This is a genomic window from Cystobacter fuscus (genome assembly GCF_002305875.1).
Taxonomy (GTDB): Bacteria; Myxococcota; Myxococcia; order Myxococcales; family Myxococcaceae; genus Cystobacter; species Cystobacter fuscus_A.
In genome coordinates this window covers 594,147-608,044 of sequence record NZ_CP022098.1, presented here as the reverse complement: position 1 = coordinate 608,044, position 13,898 = coordinate 594,147, and the positions used below count along the sequence as shown (strand labels likewise).

General features: G+C 67.4%; 15 protein-coding genes. 10 read left to right on the top strand and 5 right to left on the bottom strand.

What is annotated here, in order from left to right; genetic code table 11:
• Positions 1-45: 45 nt before the first annotated feature.
• From CYFUS_RS02595 to CYFUS_RS02570, 6 genes are all read left to right on the top strand, one after another.
• The gene (locus CYFUS_RS02595) at positions 46-1,884 is read left to right on the top strand and encodes a hypothetical protein (RefSeq protein ID WP_157758198.1); all 1,839 of its coding nucleotides are present in this window, start codon (positions 46-48) and stop codon (positions 1,882-1,884) included.
• A 7-nt stretch (positions 1,885-1,891) separates the two neighbouring features.
• On the top strand, positions 1,892-2,359 hold the full coding sequence (locus CYFUS_RS02590; protein ID WP_095983777.1) for a hypothetical protein: 468 nt from the start codon (positions 1,892-1,894) through the stop codon (positions 2,357-2,359).
• A complete protein-coding gene (locus CYFUS_RS02585) occupies positions 2,356-2,760 on the top strand; it encodes a hypothetical protein (RefSeq protein ID WP_095983776.1) in 405 nt (134 codons plus the stop codon). The genes CYFUS_RS02590 and CYFUS_RS02585 overlap by 4 nt, the downstream gene beginning before the upstream one ends.
• Positions 2,761-3,064: 304 nt before the next feature.
• Positions 3,065-3,994, top strand: coding sequence for an aldo/keto reductase (locus tag CYFUS_RS02580; RefSeq protein ID WP_095983775.1), 930 nt, complete (start codon positions 3,065-3,067; stop codon positions 3,992-3,994).
• Positions 3,991-5,046, top strand: coding sequence for an LLM class flavin-dependent oxidoreductase (locus tag CYFUS_RS02575; RefSeq protein WP_095983774.1), 1,056 nt, complete (start codon positions 3,991-3,993; stop codon positions 5,044-5,046). Before CYFUS_RS02580 ends, CYFUS_RS02575 begins: the two co-directional genes overlap by 4 nt.
• Before the next feature lie 95 nt (positions 5,047-5,141).
• Positions 5,142-6,203: an MBL fold metallo-hydrolase gene (locus CYFUS_RS02570; RefSeq protein ID WP_232537316.1), complete on the top strand. Its 1,062-nt coding sequence runs from the start codon at positions 5,142-5,144 to the stop codon at positions 6,201-6,203.
• Here CYFUS_RS02570 and map read toward each other — a convergent pair.
• From map to CYFUS_RS02555, 3 genes are all read right to left on the bottom strand, one after another.
• On the bottom strand, positions 6,173-7,171 hold the full coding sequence (gene map / locus CYFUS_RS02565) for a type I methionyl aminopeptidase (protein WP_095983772.1): 999 nt from the start codon (positions 7,169-7,171) through the stop codon (positions 6,173-6,175). The genes CYFUS_RS02570 and map overlap by 31 nt on opposite strands.
• A gap of 168 nt (positions 7,172-7,339) precedes the next feature.
• A complete protein-coding gene (locus tag CYFUS_RS02560) occupies positions 7,340-7,735 on the bottom strand; it encodes a hypothetical protein (RefSeq protein ID WP_095983771.1) in 396 nt (131 codons plus the stop codon).
• A 177-nt stretch (positions 7,736-7,912) separates the two neighbouring features.
• Positions 7,913-8,338 carry a 2TM domain-containing protein gene (locus CYFUS_RS02555; protein ID WP_095983770.1) on the bottom strand — a complete coding sequence of 142 codons (426 nt, stop codon included), beginning with the start codon at positions 8,336-8,338 and terminating at the stop codon, positions 7,913-7,915.
• Between the two features lie 196 nt (positions 8,339-8,534).
• On the opposite strand from CYFUS_RS02555, the gene CYFUS_RS52255 reads away from it, so the two are divergent.
• The 4 genes from CYFUS_RS52255 to CYFUS_RS02530 all read left to right on the top strand — a co-directional run bounded on the left by CYFUS_RS52255 (position 8,535) and on the right by CYFUS_RS02530 (position 11,632).
• Entirely contained in the window at positions 8,535-9,263 is a 729-nt protein-coding gene (locus tag CYFUS_RS52255; RefSeq protein WP_232537315.1) for a hypothetical protein, read from the top strand.
• The gene (locus tag CYFUS_RS02545) at positions 9,260-10,165 is read left to right on the top strand and encodes a DUF3396 domain-containing protein (RefSeq protein ID WP_232537314.1); all 906 of its coding nucleotides are present in this window, start codon (positions 9,260-9,262) and stop codon (positions 10,163-10,165) included. The genes CYFUS_RS52255 and CYFUS_RS02545 overlap by 4 nt, the downstream gene beginning before the upstream one ends.
• 48 nt (positions 10,166-10,213) lie before the next feature.
• Positions 10,214-10,450, top strand: a complete 237-nt coding sequence (locus CYFUS_RS02540; RefSeq protein ID WP_157758197.1) for a hypothetical protein — start codon at positions 10,214-10,216, stop codon at positions 10,448-10,450.
• Between the two features lie 276 nt (positions 10,451-10,726).
• Entirely contained in the window at positions 10,727-11,632 is a 906-nt protein-coding gene (locus CYFUS_RS02530; RefSeq protein ID WP_232537313.1) for a DUF3396 domain-containing protein, read from the top strand.
• 65 nt (positions 11,633-11,697) lie between these two features.
• Here CYFUS_RS02530 and CYFUS_RS02525 read toward each other — a convergent pair whose 3' ends face one another.
• Together CYFUS_RS02525 and CYFUS_RS02520 are read right to left on the bottom strand one after the other, a co-directional pair.
• Positions 11,698-12,552, bottom strand: a complete 855-nt coding sequence (locus CYFUS_RS02525; RefSeq protein ID WP_157758196.1) for a hypothetical protein — start codon at positions 12,550-12,552, stop codon at positions 11,698-11,700.
• 466 nt (positions 12,553-13,018) lie between these two features.
• Positions 13,019-13,843 carry an SDR family oxidoreductase gene (locus tag CYFUS_RS02520; RefSeq protein ID WP_095983766.1) on the bottom strand — a complete coding sequence of 275 codons (825 nt, stop codon included), beginning with the start codon at positions 13,841-13,843 and terminating at the stop codon, positions 13,019-13,021.
• Positions 13,844-13,898: the final 55 nt, after the last annotated feature.

The following is a 13,898-nucleotide window of genomic DNA, read 5'->3' as shown; positions in this document are numbered from 1 at the left end:
ACACATCCGGCAGGGGTGCCCTCATGACGGGAGAGGTCATACCCTATGGGCATGACTTCCAACGTCGAGCAGCAAGAAGGATGGAGACCCCGGTCCCTCCACGTGGGGGAAGGCGAGGGCCACAAGCTCTCGCTCAAGGCCTTCTGGGAGGGCATGGAGAAGCGGCTCGGTGCCTCCTCCCTCGAGGACCTGCGCACCGTCCTGCGCGCCATGGCCAGCCGCGTCCACCCCTCCGAGCGGCAGTCCTTCCTGGACTCGCTCGCCCCCGTCCCGGATGACCGGCGGCAGGCACTCGAGCACGCCCTCCAGGACAAGCTGCTGGCCGATATCACCGAGCAGGCCCAGCGCTTCGAGGAACTCACGGACGAAGCCCACTCCGACTGGGACGAGTATGGCGAGGACTCCGGCCCCGGTCCCTACGCGGAGCTCGTCGCGCCCGTGACGGCCCTGTTCCAGCGGGCGCAGCGGGCCTTCGAGCGAGGCCGCTGGCCGCTCGCCCGTGACGCCTACCAGGCCCTGTTCGAGCTGCTCCAACGCGAGGACGACTACGGCCTGGGCCTGCGCCCGGAGCACCTCGAGGAGGTGGACGTATCCGAGGCGCAGGCGCGCTACCTGTGCGCCCTCTATCGGGCCACGCCGCCCGCCCGACGCGCCGAGGCACTGTGGGAGGCGATGAAGGAGGCGAATCGGTGGAGCTTCGGCCCACCGCCAAAGCTGCAGGAGGTGCGTGACATCTCCCCCGAGCCGCTGCCGGACCTGGAGTCCTTCCTGTCCGACTGGGAAGCCCTCCTGCGCAAGCGGGAGGACGACTCGGAGGCCGAGGCATGGTTGCGCGAGGCCGTGGGCCTGTCTCGAGGCGCCGGGGGACTGCGTGAGCTGGCACGTGCCGGACGGGGCCGCCACCCGCGGGCCTGGGTGGACCTGCTCGCGTTGCTGGAACGTGAGGGGCAACCGCGCGAGGTGCTCGACACGGCCCACGAGGCCCTGAAAGCCCTGCCGGCCAGGCTGCCACTGCGAGCCTGGGTGGCGGACTTCCTCGCCACGGCCGCCGAGCGCCTCGCGCTCCCCGAGCAGGTCCGCGAAGCCCGCTGGGAGTCCTTCGTGGCCAGCCCGGACCTGAAGCGCCTGCTGGAGCTGCGGAGGTGCGGCGAGACCGAGCCCGAGCGCGCGCGCCTGATGAAGCAGGCCGCCCAGCGGGTGCAGAAGGCCCTGGCCCAACCGGACGACACGCGGCCACTGCCTTGGGAAGAGCCCCCTCTGCCGAGGGGTGAGTGGGACGAGCCGTACCCGCGCCTGGATGAGGTACTGCTCGCCCACGCCCGGTTGCTCGGGCACGACTGGCAGGCGGCCTGGAAGAGCGCCGCGGGAGCGGAGGTGCTCGGGTGGTCGAGCAGAAATAATCCCCAGGGGCTCGTGGTGCCCTTCCTGCTGAGGTGGCTGTCGGGTCCGTCTTCTTCCGAGGAGTCCTCACACGCCGTGGAGGAACTGTGGCGCAAGGCATTGGAGAACGGCTTGGCGTACGAACCCTGGAGCACGGAGGAGGCGGCGCTGGAACTGTCGGAGCGGCTCTCCCGCGCGTACGGCGAGGTCATCGCCGCGCTTTCGGTGGGCCACCCTCGGCAGGAGGAACTGCTGGAGGAGTGTTTGAAGGTGGCCCGCGAACGGGCGCGCGCCATCGTGCGGGAGAAGCACCGGCGCAGCTACGGCAAGGCGGCCCTGCTGCTGGTGGCCTGCGCCGAGGTGCTCCAGAGACGAGGACAGCCGGCACGGTCCCAGGAACTCCTCCGCCGGTTCCGCGAGGAATTCCCCCGGCACAGCGCCTTCCAGGCGGAGTTGGACGCGGCAATGCACCAGGATTGTCGGGCAGAGGGACCCGCTCCATAATAGGACGATGGAGCCTCTTGGTCCGGATGAGCGTCACGCTTCACGATTCAATTTCGATTTCGCCGCGTACCGCGCCGGCCGACCGACGGCGATGATCGAGGCGAAGCGTCGGTTGAGGACGAACGGCTCCTGGGCAGCCCAATTCCGGGGCAACCTGCTGGCGCATGGGCAACCTCCTCCCGCCGACCTGCTCGCGATCATCGTGCCTGATCGGCTCTACATCTGGAGGTCGTCCGAGCCGCCGCACGCACCGCCGACCTACGAGATTGATACGCGCCCTCTGCTCGCACCCTACTTCGAGCGGATAGGCGTCCGCCCCGAACAGATCCAACCGATGGCGTTCGAGGTTCTTGTCTCCTGGTGGTTGAACGATCTCGCTCGAGGGGATGTGGCGCCCGTCACCCAGGAGTTGTCGAAGTCGGGACTGCTGGATGCGGTGTCTGGTGCACAGATCCTCCACGAGTATCCGGCTTGAGGATCTACGTCGAGACAAACTTCCTGCTCGAAATGGTGTTCGAGCAGGAGCAGCGCGACGCGTGCGAAAGCATCCTGCGTCTCGCCGAAGACAATGCCACGGTCACCCTCGCGATACCCGCGGTCTGCTTTACCGAGCCACATGGCCGGCTGCGGCGGCAGAAGGGGCTTCGGGACCAGTTGCAGGAGATGCTGGCGAAAGAGCATCGTGAGTTCGCCCGGACGCGGCAATTCACCAAGGAGAAGAATGAGGCCTGGTCCGCGGTGACTGGCATGCTGGTGAGTAGTACACAGGAGGCGGAACAGCGGCTCGAGTCCATCAGCGAACGGTTGCTCCGACACCGGGTACTGCCACTGACGGACGCGATCATCAAAGCGGGGCAGAAGTATCGTGAGGACTAAGGACTTCGATGAACCGTCCATCAAGAACGAGTTGGAGAAGCATGGCTGCAAGTTGAAGGGCAGCTTCGAGGCCGGACTCGCCTACGTGTACGCGTCGCTGCGCTAGGAGAAAGGCGGGCCTTCCCGGTTCGCGGTGGTCTACCAACGCGCGGCATCGAGCCTGCCACGTGCCCCCCAACATCCGCCGCCTCCCCCCCAGCCGGAGGGCCATGCGACAACCCGGGCATCCTTCCCGCCACTCGCGCATCCCATGTCGGGTGCGCTGCTCCTGAGCGCATCCTGGAAAGGGAAAGGCGGGACACGCATGGAGAAGCGGAAGCTGGGATCTCTCGAGGTGTCGGTAGTCGGCCTGGGCTGTAACAACTTCGGATGGCGCCTGGACGCCCAGGGCACCGCCACCGTGGTGGACGCCGCGCTCGACGCGGGCATCGACTTCTTCGACACCGCCACCCTCTACGGCGAGGGGAAGAGCGAGGAGTTCCTCGGCCGCGCGCTCGGCAAGCGCCGGAGCCAGGTCATCATCGCCAGCAAGTTCGGCCACCCCGGCGAGGGCCCCGGCAAGGGAGGCAGGCCCGCCTATCTCCAGCAGGCCATCGAGACGAGCCTGCGCCGCCTGGGCACGGACTACATCGATCTCTATCAGCTCCACATGCCGGATCCCGAGACACCCATCGCGGACACCCTGGGCACCCTCGACACACTCGTGCGCGCGGGGAAGGTGCGGGAGATTGGCTGCTCGAACTTCTCGGCGGCCCAGTTGCGCGAGGCCGCCCAGGCCGTGCGTCCCGGCGCGGCGCGCTTCGTGAGCGTGCAGAACGAATACAGCCTCCTGCACCGCGAGCCCGAGGCCGAGGTGCTCCCGGAGTCCGAGCGCGGCCAGCTCGCGTTCCTCCCCTACTTCCCGCTGGCCAGTGGACTGCTCACCGGCAAGTACCGCCCGGGACAGGCCCCTCCCGAGGGCAGTCGCCTGAGTGGAGGCGGGCTGGCGAATCGATTCCTCACCGAGGCCAACATCGCCCGCGCCGAGGAGCTGCGCCGCCATGCGGAGTCACGTGGACACACGCTGTTGGAACTCGCCTTCTCGTGGCTGCTCGCGCGGCGGCCCGTCGCCTCGGTGATTGCGGGGGCGACCTCGGCCGAACAGGTGCGCGCCAACGTGGCCGCGGCCGGCTGGCGGCTCGACGCGGCGGACCTCGCGAAGGTGGACGCCCTCACCGGGAGCGCCTCCCGATGAACGGTGGAACACCCCGTGGGAACGGCCCGGCGCTGCGCCTGAGCGTGTTGGATCAATCCCCCATCCCCGAGGGCTCGACGGGGGCCGAGGCCCTGAGGAACACGCTGGACCTCGCCCGGCACACGGACGCGCTCGGCTATCACCGCTACTGGGTGGCGGAGCACCACGGGGGCACCATGCTCGCCTGCGCGAGCCCCGAGGCGCTCATCGGCCCCATCGCCCTGGAGACCTCGCACCTGCGCGTGGGCAGCGGCGGCGTGATGCTGCCCCACTACAGCCCGTTCAAGGTCGCCGAGACCTTCAGCATGCTCAGTGGCCTCGCTCCGGGCCGTATCGATCTCGGACTCGGCCGCGCGCCGGGCTCGGATCGCATCACCGCGCTCGCGCTCCAGCGAGACCGCCGCTACCACATGCCCGACGACTTCCCCTCCCAGCTCGCGGAGCTGTTGGGCTACCTCGCGGGAGAGCTGCCCGGGGACCATGCCTTCGCGCGGCTCACCACGCTGCCCGGCCTGCCCGAGGTGCCCGAGCCCTGGCTGTTGGGCTCCTCGCCGCAGAGTGGCATCTGGGCGGCCGAGGCGGGCCTGCCCTACGCCTTCGCCGACTTCATCCAACCGGTGGGCGTGCCCATCGCCGCGCGCTACCGCGAGGAATTCACCCCCTCGCGCTGGCTCGACGCGCCGCGCGTCCTGGTCGCCGTCTGGGCCCTGTGCGCCGCCACCGACGCGGAGGCCGAGCGGCTCGCCTCCAGCATCAAGATGGCGGGGGCCATGCTCGTGCGGGGCCAGCCCATCCCCGTGCCCCCGGTCGACACCGCGCTGCGCTTCCTGAGCAACCTGGGCGGCATGTCGGCACTGCCCTTCCGGGAGCGGCGGTTGATCGTCGGCTCGCCCGCGCGGGTGAAAGAATCCATCGAGGCGGTGGCGCGGGAGTATGGGGCCGATGAGGTGATGATCGTCACCATCACGCACGAGCACGCGGCGCGCCGCCGCTCCTACGAGCTCATCGCCGACGCCTTCGCCCTGCCCCGGCCCCTACCCACCAGGGGCTGAACGGCTGGCGAGGGGACGCGGGTCCCGTTACAACCTCCCTCATGCCCAAGGGTTCCGTCTTCGGCGGAAAGGCCCACGGCCTCCGCCTCGAGCGCATGACCGCGTCCCCCCGCTTCCGCGAGGGGATCTTCCACAACACGGCCGAGGTGGGCCGGGGCCTCAAGCCCGGCACCACGCTGCCCACACTCGGCGAGTTCTTCACCGGTGGCCAGGAGCGCAAGCCCCCCGGACTGCTGCCCACGGAGAACCCGCTGGCGACCTGGGCCCGGCCGGTGGACACGGGCCTGCGGGCGACGTGGCTCGGCCACTCCACGGTGCTGCTGGAGGTGGATGGACTGCGTGTGCTCACGGATCCCGTCTGGGGCGAGCGCGCCTCCCCCTTCGCCCTGCTCGGCCCCCGGCGCTTCCAGCCCATGCCGGTGACCATCGCCCAACTGCCTCCGCTGGACGCGGTGATCATCTCGCACGACCACTACGATCACCTGGATCATCCCAGCGTGCTGGAGCTGGCGCGCCTGGAGGTGCCCTTCTACACGTCGCTCGGAGTGGGCGCGCACCTGGAGGCGTGGGGAGTGCCGCCCGAGCGCATCACCGAGCTGGACTGGTGGGAGTCCGCGCGGCTGCCGCGCGGCGAGCTGCGCATCACCGCCGCGCCCTCGCAACACTTCTCGGGGCGGGGGATGGGCGACGGCAACCGCACGCTCTGGTCCTCGTTCGTGGTGGAGAGCCCGCGGCACAAGGTGTTCTTCAGCGGTGACACGGGACTGACGCCCGAGTACGCGGAGATCCGCCAGCGGCTCGGGCCGTTCGACCTGGTGATGCTGGAGGTGGGCGCGTTCCACGAAGCCTGGGGAGGCATCCACCTGGGGCCGGCCAACGCGCTCGAGGCGCTGGAGCTGCTCGGCGGGGGAACGCTGCTGCCGGTGCACTGGGGCACGTTCAACCTCGCCCTGCACGCCTGGGACGAGCCGGCGGAGACACTGCTGCGGCTGGGGACGGAGCGGGGCGCGCGGCTGGTGATGCCCCGCGCGGGGGCCCCGGTGGAACCCTCGCGGGTGGAGGGGGTGGAGCCCTGGTGGCGTGCCGTGGGTTCCGGCGCGCCCGAGCCCCTCGAGCCCCTGGAGGCTCAGGCGACGGTGAGGATCTCCGCGCCCTGATCCGTCACCACCAGGGTGTGCTCGAACTGGGCGGTGCGGCTGCCGTCGGCGGTGACGGCGGTCCACCCATCGTCCCACTGCCGGTGGTGCCAGTGGCCGAGGGTGATCATCGGCTCGACGGTGAACGTCATGCCCGGGCGCATGATCGTCTTGGCCTCGGGGTCGAAGTGGTGCGGAATCTGGAGCGAGCTGTGGAAGCGCTCGCCGATGCCGTGGCCGCAGTAGGCGCGTACCACGCCCATGTGATTCTTGGTCGCGTGCGCCTCGATGGCCCGGCCGATGTCGTTGATGGGCTGGCCCGGCTTCACCGCCTGGATGCCGAGCATCAGACACTCCTTCGTCACCTCCACCAGGCGCCGGCTCTCGGCGTCCACGTTGCCGATGAGGTAGGTGGCCGAGCAGTCCCCGTGCACCCCATCCAGGAAGATGGTGATGTCGAGGTTGATGATGTCACCGTCCTCGAGCGGCCGGCTGTCGGGGATGCCGTGGCAGATGACCTCGTTGACCGAGGTGCACAGCGACTTGGGGAAGCCGTGGTAGTTGAGGGGGCTGGGATAGCCGCCGCGGCGGAGGTACTCCTCGTGCGCGATGGCGTCGATCTCGTCCGTGGTGATGCCGGGGCGCAGGTGGGCGGCCGTCGCGTTCATCACCTCGGCGGCGGCCTTGCCGGCACGGCGCATGCGGGCGATGACGTCGGGGCTCTGCACGTCGGAGATGAAGCCGCTACGGGAGGGGCGCCCGGTGGCCGCGTAGTCGGGCCGGGGGATGTGCGGCGGAACGGAGCGCATGGGGCTGACGACGCCAGGCCGGATGCCCTGCGAGCGAGCCTCGGGCCCTCGCTTGCGAGCCTCCACAGCGTCCGCGCCCCGATGGCACTTCTTGTACTTGGTGCCACTCCCACACCAACAGGTGTCGTTGGGCTTGGGAAGCACGGCGGGGGGAACACGTTCAGTGGAAACGTCGGTCATGACGGGGAGCTATAACCGGTGGGCCCCAGCGAATCCATCCCCCTTGCGCTCTCCTGTCCGGTGACTCCCGGGTCGCCTTCCTGAAGCCTACCTCCGAGGACAGGCCCGAGCCTTCGGCCGTGGGCCTCCCGGGCGCCTTCTCGGCCGGGGTGCTCGATCGGCACGGGCTCAGGCCTGGGTGTGCCGCCGGAGACCCGCGCCGTGAGTGGGCCGCTCGGCGGACTCGTAATCGGTCGCCAGCCAGACCAGGAAGAGGCCAATCGCCGAGAAGATGAAGACGTTGCTCGCCGAGACGATGGTCGAGAAGCCAAACAGGAAGGGCGCGGAGAGCAGGACGATCGCGAAGACGGCCTCGACGATCCCGTGGATGGGGAAGGGAATGAGCCGGGCCACTCCGAGCGGATAGGCGGTCAGCAGGCTCATGCACAACTGCGTCATGGCCATCGAATAGCAAAGCAGCGCTGGCAATCCCGGGAAGCCGAACAGGGAGGGAGCCAGCGCGAACAGCACCACGATGAAATAGTCACCGTAGCCATGAATCTTGGGGGAAAGAGGGGCTTTCATCGTGGACCTCGTGCACCAGGGACCCAGACAGACACCTGCTGGCACGGCCCCGCCCGGAAATGGGTGCCATCCGGAGTGGACATGCGCTCATCTCCAGCGTGGCCACGCCCGGCGTCGACGCCAGCCCGGGATGTGCGCACGTCAGGGAGGAGTCCGGCGTGAGGAGGGCACGCGGGCCTACTCGGTGCCAGCCCGCTTCAGGGCACCGAGGACCAGGCCCATGACATGGAAGGCGAGTCCCATGCCCCAGGCCACCGCGGGCCATTGGAACCACCAACCCGGGCCGCTCATCACGTCCACGAGGGCGAGTCCGCTCATGACGATGCCGTAGCTCATGCCGTGGGCCGCCAGGCCGATCAACGCGCCCCGGCGGCGAGACTGGTGCTTGCGCCTCTTCGCCCGGTCGGCGAGCACCTGATCCACGGCGTCCTCGCTCACGCCCAGCTCGTGCGCCAGGGAGAGGAGATCCTCGCGCGTGAGCTGGCGCGACCCGGTGGAGGGGTGCTCGTGCCGACCCTCGAGCATGCGCGAGGTGGCCTCGCGAACGATCTCCGCGGCCTCATCCTGGGTAAAGCGTGGCGGTTGTTGCCGGGTGTCAGCCATTCTCGAAGGTTATCCAAGGAAACTTCCCGCGCAACAGGGCCGCGCCCCTCCGCGCTTCCACTTCATCGACTGACTCCGCCGTGCGAGAGTCCACGGAGCCCATGCCCCTCGGAAGCACACCATGCCCTCTGTCATGAAGTTCCGGCGACCTTCGAGGTTGTTCCTCCTCGGAGGCCTGCTCGCGGTGTGCGCTCCGGTGGCGTACGCCGCCGATTCCGTCACGAACGCCTGTCGGCAGAATCCCGCCAACTGCGCTCTCCTCAACGGACAGGAAGCGGGTGCCGCGCCCACCGTGCGCAGCGGGGCCGAAATCGCGTCCATCGCCGCCACGCTCCGCTTCCTCTCCCCCGAGCTGAAGCTCCGCATCGAACGGATCCTCCATGAATGCGCCGCATGGGCGGATGCCGAGGTCAACCGCCAGCGCCTGGGCGGCAATGCGCCTTCACGCCAGCAGTGCCAGGAAGTCCTGCCCAAACTGGACCCCTGTGGGCAGACGGTGACCCGGGCGATGCAATGGGGTAGCGAGAAGCACGCCCTGGCCACCCAGTGCGTCCAGGAACAGTTGGACCCGCTGATTCCAGGACGGTTCAGCCTGGAGCCCCGCTACCGTTACGACAGACCAACGGGACAGCTTCAGTGGCTCAGCCCGGCGGAAGTCCGCGCCCTTCTCCGCCAAGATTGCGGAAAAGAACTGAAAGGGACATTGGTGCCGGACGTGGTCATCCACTCCGGAAATCCACTCCAGGCCGTCTCCATCTACGACTTCAAATTCCCTTGTCCTCCCCACAACGAAACGCCCTGGAGGATGTATGACCATGGACCATTCGAGGGTTCGAGCCAGGGAAAGGTGTACGTCGAAGCACTCAAGACAGAAGCCGCCCTCGTCACTCCGCGACGTGGAATAGAGCAGAGGATCCAGCCATGAGCGAGCACTGTCCGACCATCCGCATCTGCGCACTAGATGGCAGTATCCTCATACGAGACGGATTGAGCATCTGCTTCTACATGCGCCGCCATCACCACGAGGTGGCACAAGGCGTCATGCGCTCCCTGGAGACATACCTGCGGGTCCTGGGCCCGGAAGCGCTCGGCTGGTACGCGGATAGCGAAGGAGACTGGCAGGAGCTGGATGAGGCGGGCTGGGCACACATTCGGAGCCGGATGCAGGGGCGCAGCCCCATTATCATATTGAAAGATGATCCGGCAGGCGCCAGTCCCTATCGGTTCGAATATTTCGGTAAGGACCTCGAAGCCCCGTTCTTCATCAACAACCCCCATGCGGTCTGTGCGTTGGAGTTCTGGCTGCCCACCGAGTTCCTGGAGGAACGAGGGCCCGCGCGCGTGCGTGAACTGGCCTTGGAGCTGGCCACTTCCCTCCCCTTCAACTCCGGCCATGTCAGCCTCTCCCTCAACGCCCTTCACCAACTCGCCGGCGTCTCCGATGAACTCCGCCAGTTGCGCCTGCGCTACCCGGGCATGGACGTCCATGCACTGGAACATCTCGGTTGGCACATCGGCACACGGATACGAGGCCCCCACTGGCTGACCTTCCTGGGACAGCCCGTCCTCGGAGAGCTGGGGGGAGTCCCGGGGCTGCGCTCCCGCCTCGTCTCCCCGGACATCTCCGTGCAACCCCTGGACGCCGAGCGCGCCCTCGTCACCCTCGGCGAGTGGCCCGAGGCAGGTGACACCACCCGGGGACTCCCCCTGCCCCTGCACCGCGAGCTGGCCCGCGTGTTGGCGCCCTGGCTCTACCACGAGCCTCCCCTCCGCGACCCCGTGGCCTCCGAGGACACCCTCCGCTGGGAACGCCGCTTCCTCGACTGACTTCGCCGTGCGAGAGTCCACGGAGCCCATGCCCCTGGGGAACACACCATGCCCTCTGTCATGAAGCTTCGAAGACCTTCGGGGTTGTTCCTCTTCGGGGGCCTGCTCGCGGTGTGCGCTCCGGTGGCGTACTCCGCCGATTCCGTCACGAACGCCTGTCGGCAGAATCCCGCCAACTGCGCTCTCCTCAACGGACAGGAAGCGGGTGCCGCTCCCACCGTGCGTAGCGGGGCCGAAGTCGCCTCCATCGCCGCCACGCTCCGCTTCCTCTCCCCCGCGAGCTGAAGCTCCGCATCGAACGGATCCTCCATGAATGCGCCGCATGGGCGGATGCCGAGGTCAAGTGCCGGACGTGGTCATCCACTCCGGCAATCCACTCCAGGCCGTCTCCATCTACGACTTCAAATTCCCTTGTCCTCCCGATAATAATGCGTCCTGGAGAACATACACAGAGGGTCACGTCAACAAGGACTTAACTCAGGGAAAAGTGTATGTCGAAACACTCAAGGCAGAAGCTGCTCTCGTCACTCCGCGACGTGGAATAGAGCAGAGGATCCAGCCATGAGCGAGCACTGTCCGACCATCCGCATCTACGCACAAGATGGCAGTATCCTCATACGAGACGGATTGAGCATCTGCTTCTACATGCGCCGCCATCACCGCGAGGTGGCACAAGGCGTCATGCGCTCCCTGGAGACGTATTTACAAACCTTTGGGCCAGAAGCACTCGGCTGGTATGTGGATGACGAAGGGGACCCGCAGGAGTTGGATGAGGCGGGCTGGGCACACCTCCGCAGCCGGATGCAGGGGAGCAGCCCCCTCATCACGTTGTCAGACAACCCCCGCGAAGCTGGTCCCTATCAATTCGAATATTTCGGCAAGGACCTCGAAGCTCTATTCTTCATCAACAACCCCCATGCGGTCTGTGCGTTGGAGTTCTGGCTGCCCACCGAGTTCCTGGAGGAACGAGGGCCCTCGCGCGTGCGCGAACTGGCCTTGGAGCTGGCCGCTCCCCTCCCCTTCAACTCGGGCCATGTCAGCCTCTCCCTCAATGCCCTTCACCAACTCGCCGGCGTCTCCGATGAACTCCGCCAGTTGCGCCTGCGCTACCCGGGCATGGACGTCCATGCACTGGAACATCTCGGTTGGCACATCGGCACACGGATACGAGGCCCCCACTGGCTGACCTTCCTGGGACAGCCCGTCCTCGGAGAGCTGGGAGGAGTCCCGGGGCTGCGCTCCCGCCTCGTCTCCCCCGACATCTCCGTGCAACCCCTGGACGCCGAGCGCGCCCTCGTCACGCTCGGCGAGTGGCCCGAGGCAGGTGACACCACCCGGGGACACACCCTGCCCCTGCACCGTGAGCTGGCCCGCGTGTTGGCGCCCTGGCTCTACCACGAGCCTCCCCTCCGCGACCCCGTGGCCTCCGAGGACACCCTCCGCTGGGAACGCCGCTTCCTCGACTGACTCCCTGGAAGCCCGAGAAGGGTGTCAGACGACTCGTTTCTCAGCGAAGCGCTCAGGCGCCGCTCTCAGTAGTATTGCCCGGAGGCGTCGTAGATGGTCTTGGTGGTAGTACCGAGGTTCAACATGATCTCGTTTCCAGCCTTGCCGTCGAGGTCGGCGATCATCTGCACACTCCAGGAGGGGCTCCCGACAGCGTAATCCCTCGTGCTGGCGTCCCGGTTTCGGATGATCTTGACCGACGAGAGGTTGTTGATGACCACCTCGGCACCGGGCTTCCCGTCCGTATCGATGATGCCAATGGGTGCCCAACTGACGCTCGAGATGGCGTAATCGCGAGAGGAGGCGGTCCGATCGTTGATGATCTTGACGGCACGCACGTTGTTGACAACGATATCGATGCCGCCATCCCCGTCCGTGTCCGCGAAACCGATGGGCGCCCACGAGACATTCGAGATGGCATAGTCACGCACCGTGTCCGTCTTGAGCTTGATGGTCCTCACGGCGGGCCCGGTGTTGACCGCGATATCCGTCGCACCATCAGCGTTCAGATCATGGTATCCGAGCGGAGCCCAGGGCCCCGAGGAGATGAAGTAGTCACGGACCGAGCCCGTGCGATGGGTGATGATCTTGATGCTGGAACCGACGTTGATCGCCAACTCCAAGCCCGCCGTTCCATCCAGGTCCGCCACGGTCAACAGCGTCCAAGCGGCGTTCGTGATACTGTAGCTGCGCGTGGAGCCATTCGATTGTCTGACCTCGATCGAACTCAGGTTGTTGTACACGGTCTCCGCAACACCATCCCCCGTCAGATCCCACGCCCCCATGAACGTTCCGGCCGCCTGGGCCTCACCTGCCCCCATGGTGAAACTCAAGAGGGCCGCGAAGAAGATACTCCCATTCAGGGTAGATGAATTTCTCATGAACTTGGACTCAGCCTTTCAGGATTCAGCCCTGCTCCTTGCAAGGCGGGTCGGATTCTACGGACCTGTCTGACATGTCTGGCGGGAGCAAGGGGGCCGCGATAGGTGCCTCCCCGGCGCAGGCCCATGCGCTCGAGGCGGAGAAACAAACTCTGCCATTACCGCCGCAGGGCCCCCGGAACCAACAACGTCCAACTGTAGTAAAGAGCCGCAAGGCAGCGAGCTTCTCCTCCAGACTCCGGTGGTTCTCGGCCAGGATGCTCCGGGCGATGGCACGTGAAGCTCGTCGTTGAGAAGGGTCTCGGTCAGGAGCTCGTCCACCCGCGCGCCAGGACAGGCCCGCTGACGAAGGAGAGGCGGTGGAAGGATGTTCCCATCCGAGCGCATGTCCGCCAGCGTCAGCAGCACCTGGTTCGACACGAGCCCCACACGCCGCCCGGCGAGCAGCGCGGGCGATCGCCGTAGCTCAGGCGGTCTTGCGAGAGTCGGACCCGCGCATCCGGCGCAGCTGCGCGCTGATCAGCCGCATGTACAGCGGACGCGGCAGCAGGCGCTTCATGAGCCACGCCTGACGGCCCTGCACGTGCGGCAGGACGTAGAACGTGCGCTGGCGCACCGCCTGGAAGATCTGCTCCGCGATGTCCTCCGCGGACACCGTCGAGCGCTCGAGCACCCGGTTCACCGCCGCGCGCGTGGCGGCATCGACATTGCGCAGCGACTCGGCGAGGTTCGTCTTGAAGAAGGAGGGACACACGAGCGTCACGCCCAGGCGCGTGCCGACGAACTCGTTCTGCAACGTCTCGGACAGCGAGACCACGGCCGCCTTGGAGGCGTTGTAGCAAGCCGCCCGGGGCACATCGAGCAGGCCCGCCATGGAGGCCACGTTGACGAAATGGCCCTGGCCCTGGCGCTTGAACAAGGGCGTGAACACGTAGCAGCCGCGCACCACGCCCATCACGTTGATGTCCAGCACCCGCTGCCAGTCCTCGAGGGGCACGTCCTCGATGGCGCCCGGCGCGGCGACGCCCGCGTTGTTCACCACCACGTCCACTCCGCCCCAGTCGGCCGTGAGCCGCTCGGCCACCGCTCGCAGGTCCTCCGCGCGCGTCACGTCACAGGGCATATAGAGCGCCGCGGGCGCGAGCGCCTGGAGCTCGCGCAGCACCTCCGCGCCGCGCGTGGGGTTCACGTCGCCAATGCACACACGCCAGCCCGCCCGCGCATAGCGCAGCGCGATGGACCGACCGAGGCCACTGGCACCACCGGTGATGAAGATGCGTTGGTTCGTCATGGGAGTCCGGCTCCGATTGTCAACGTGGGACGAGTCCCGGCCCTGCTCCTACTCC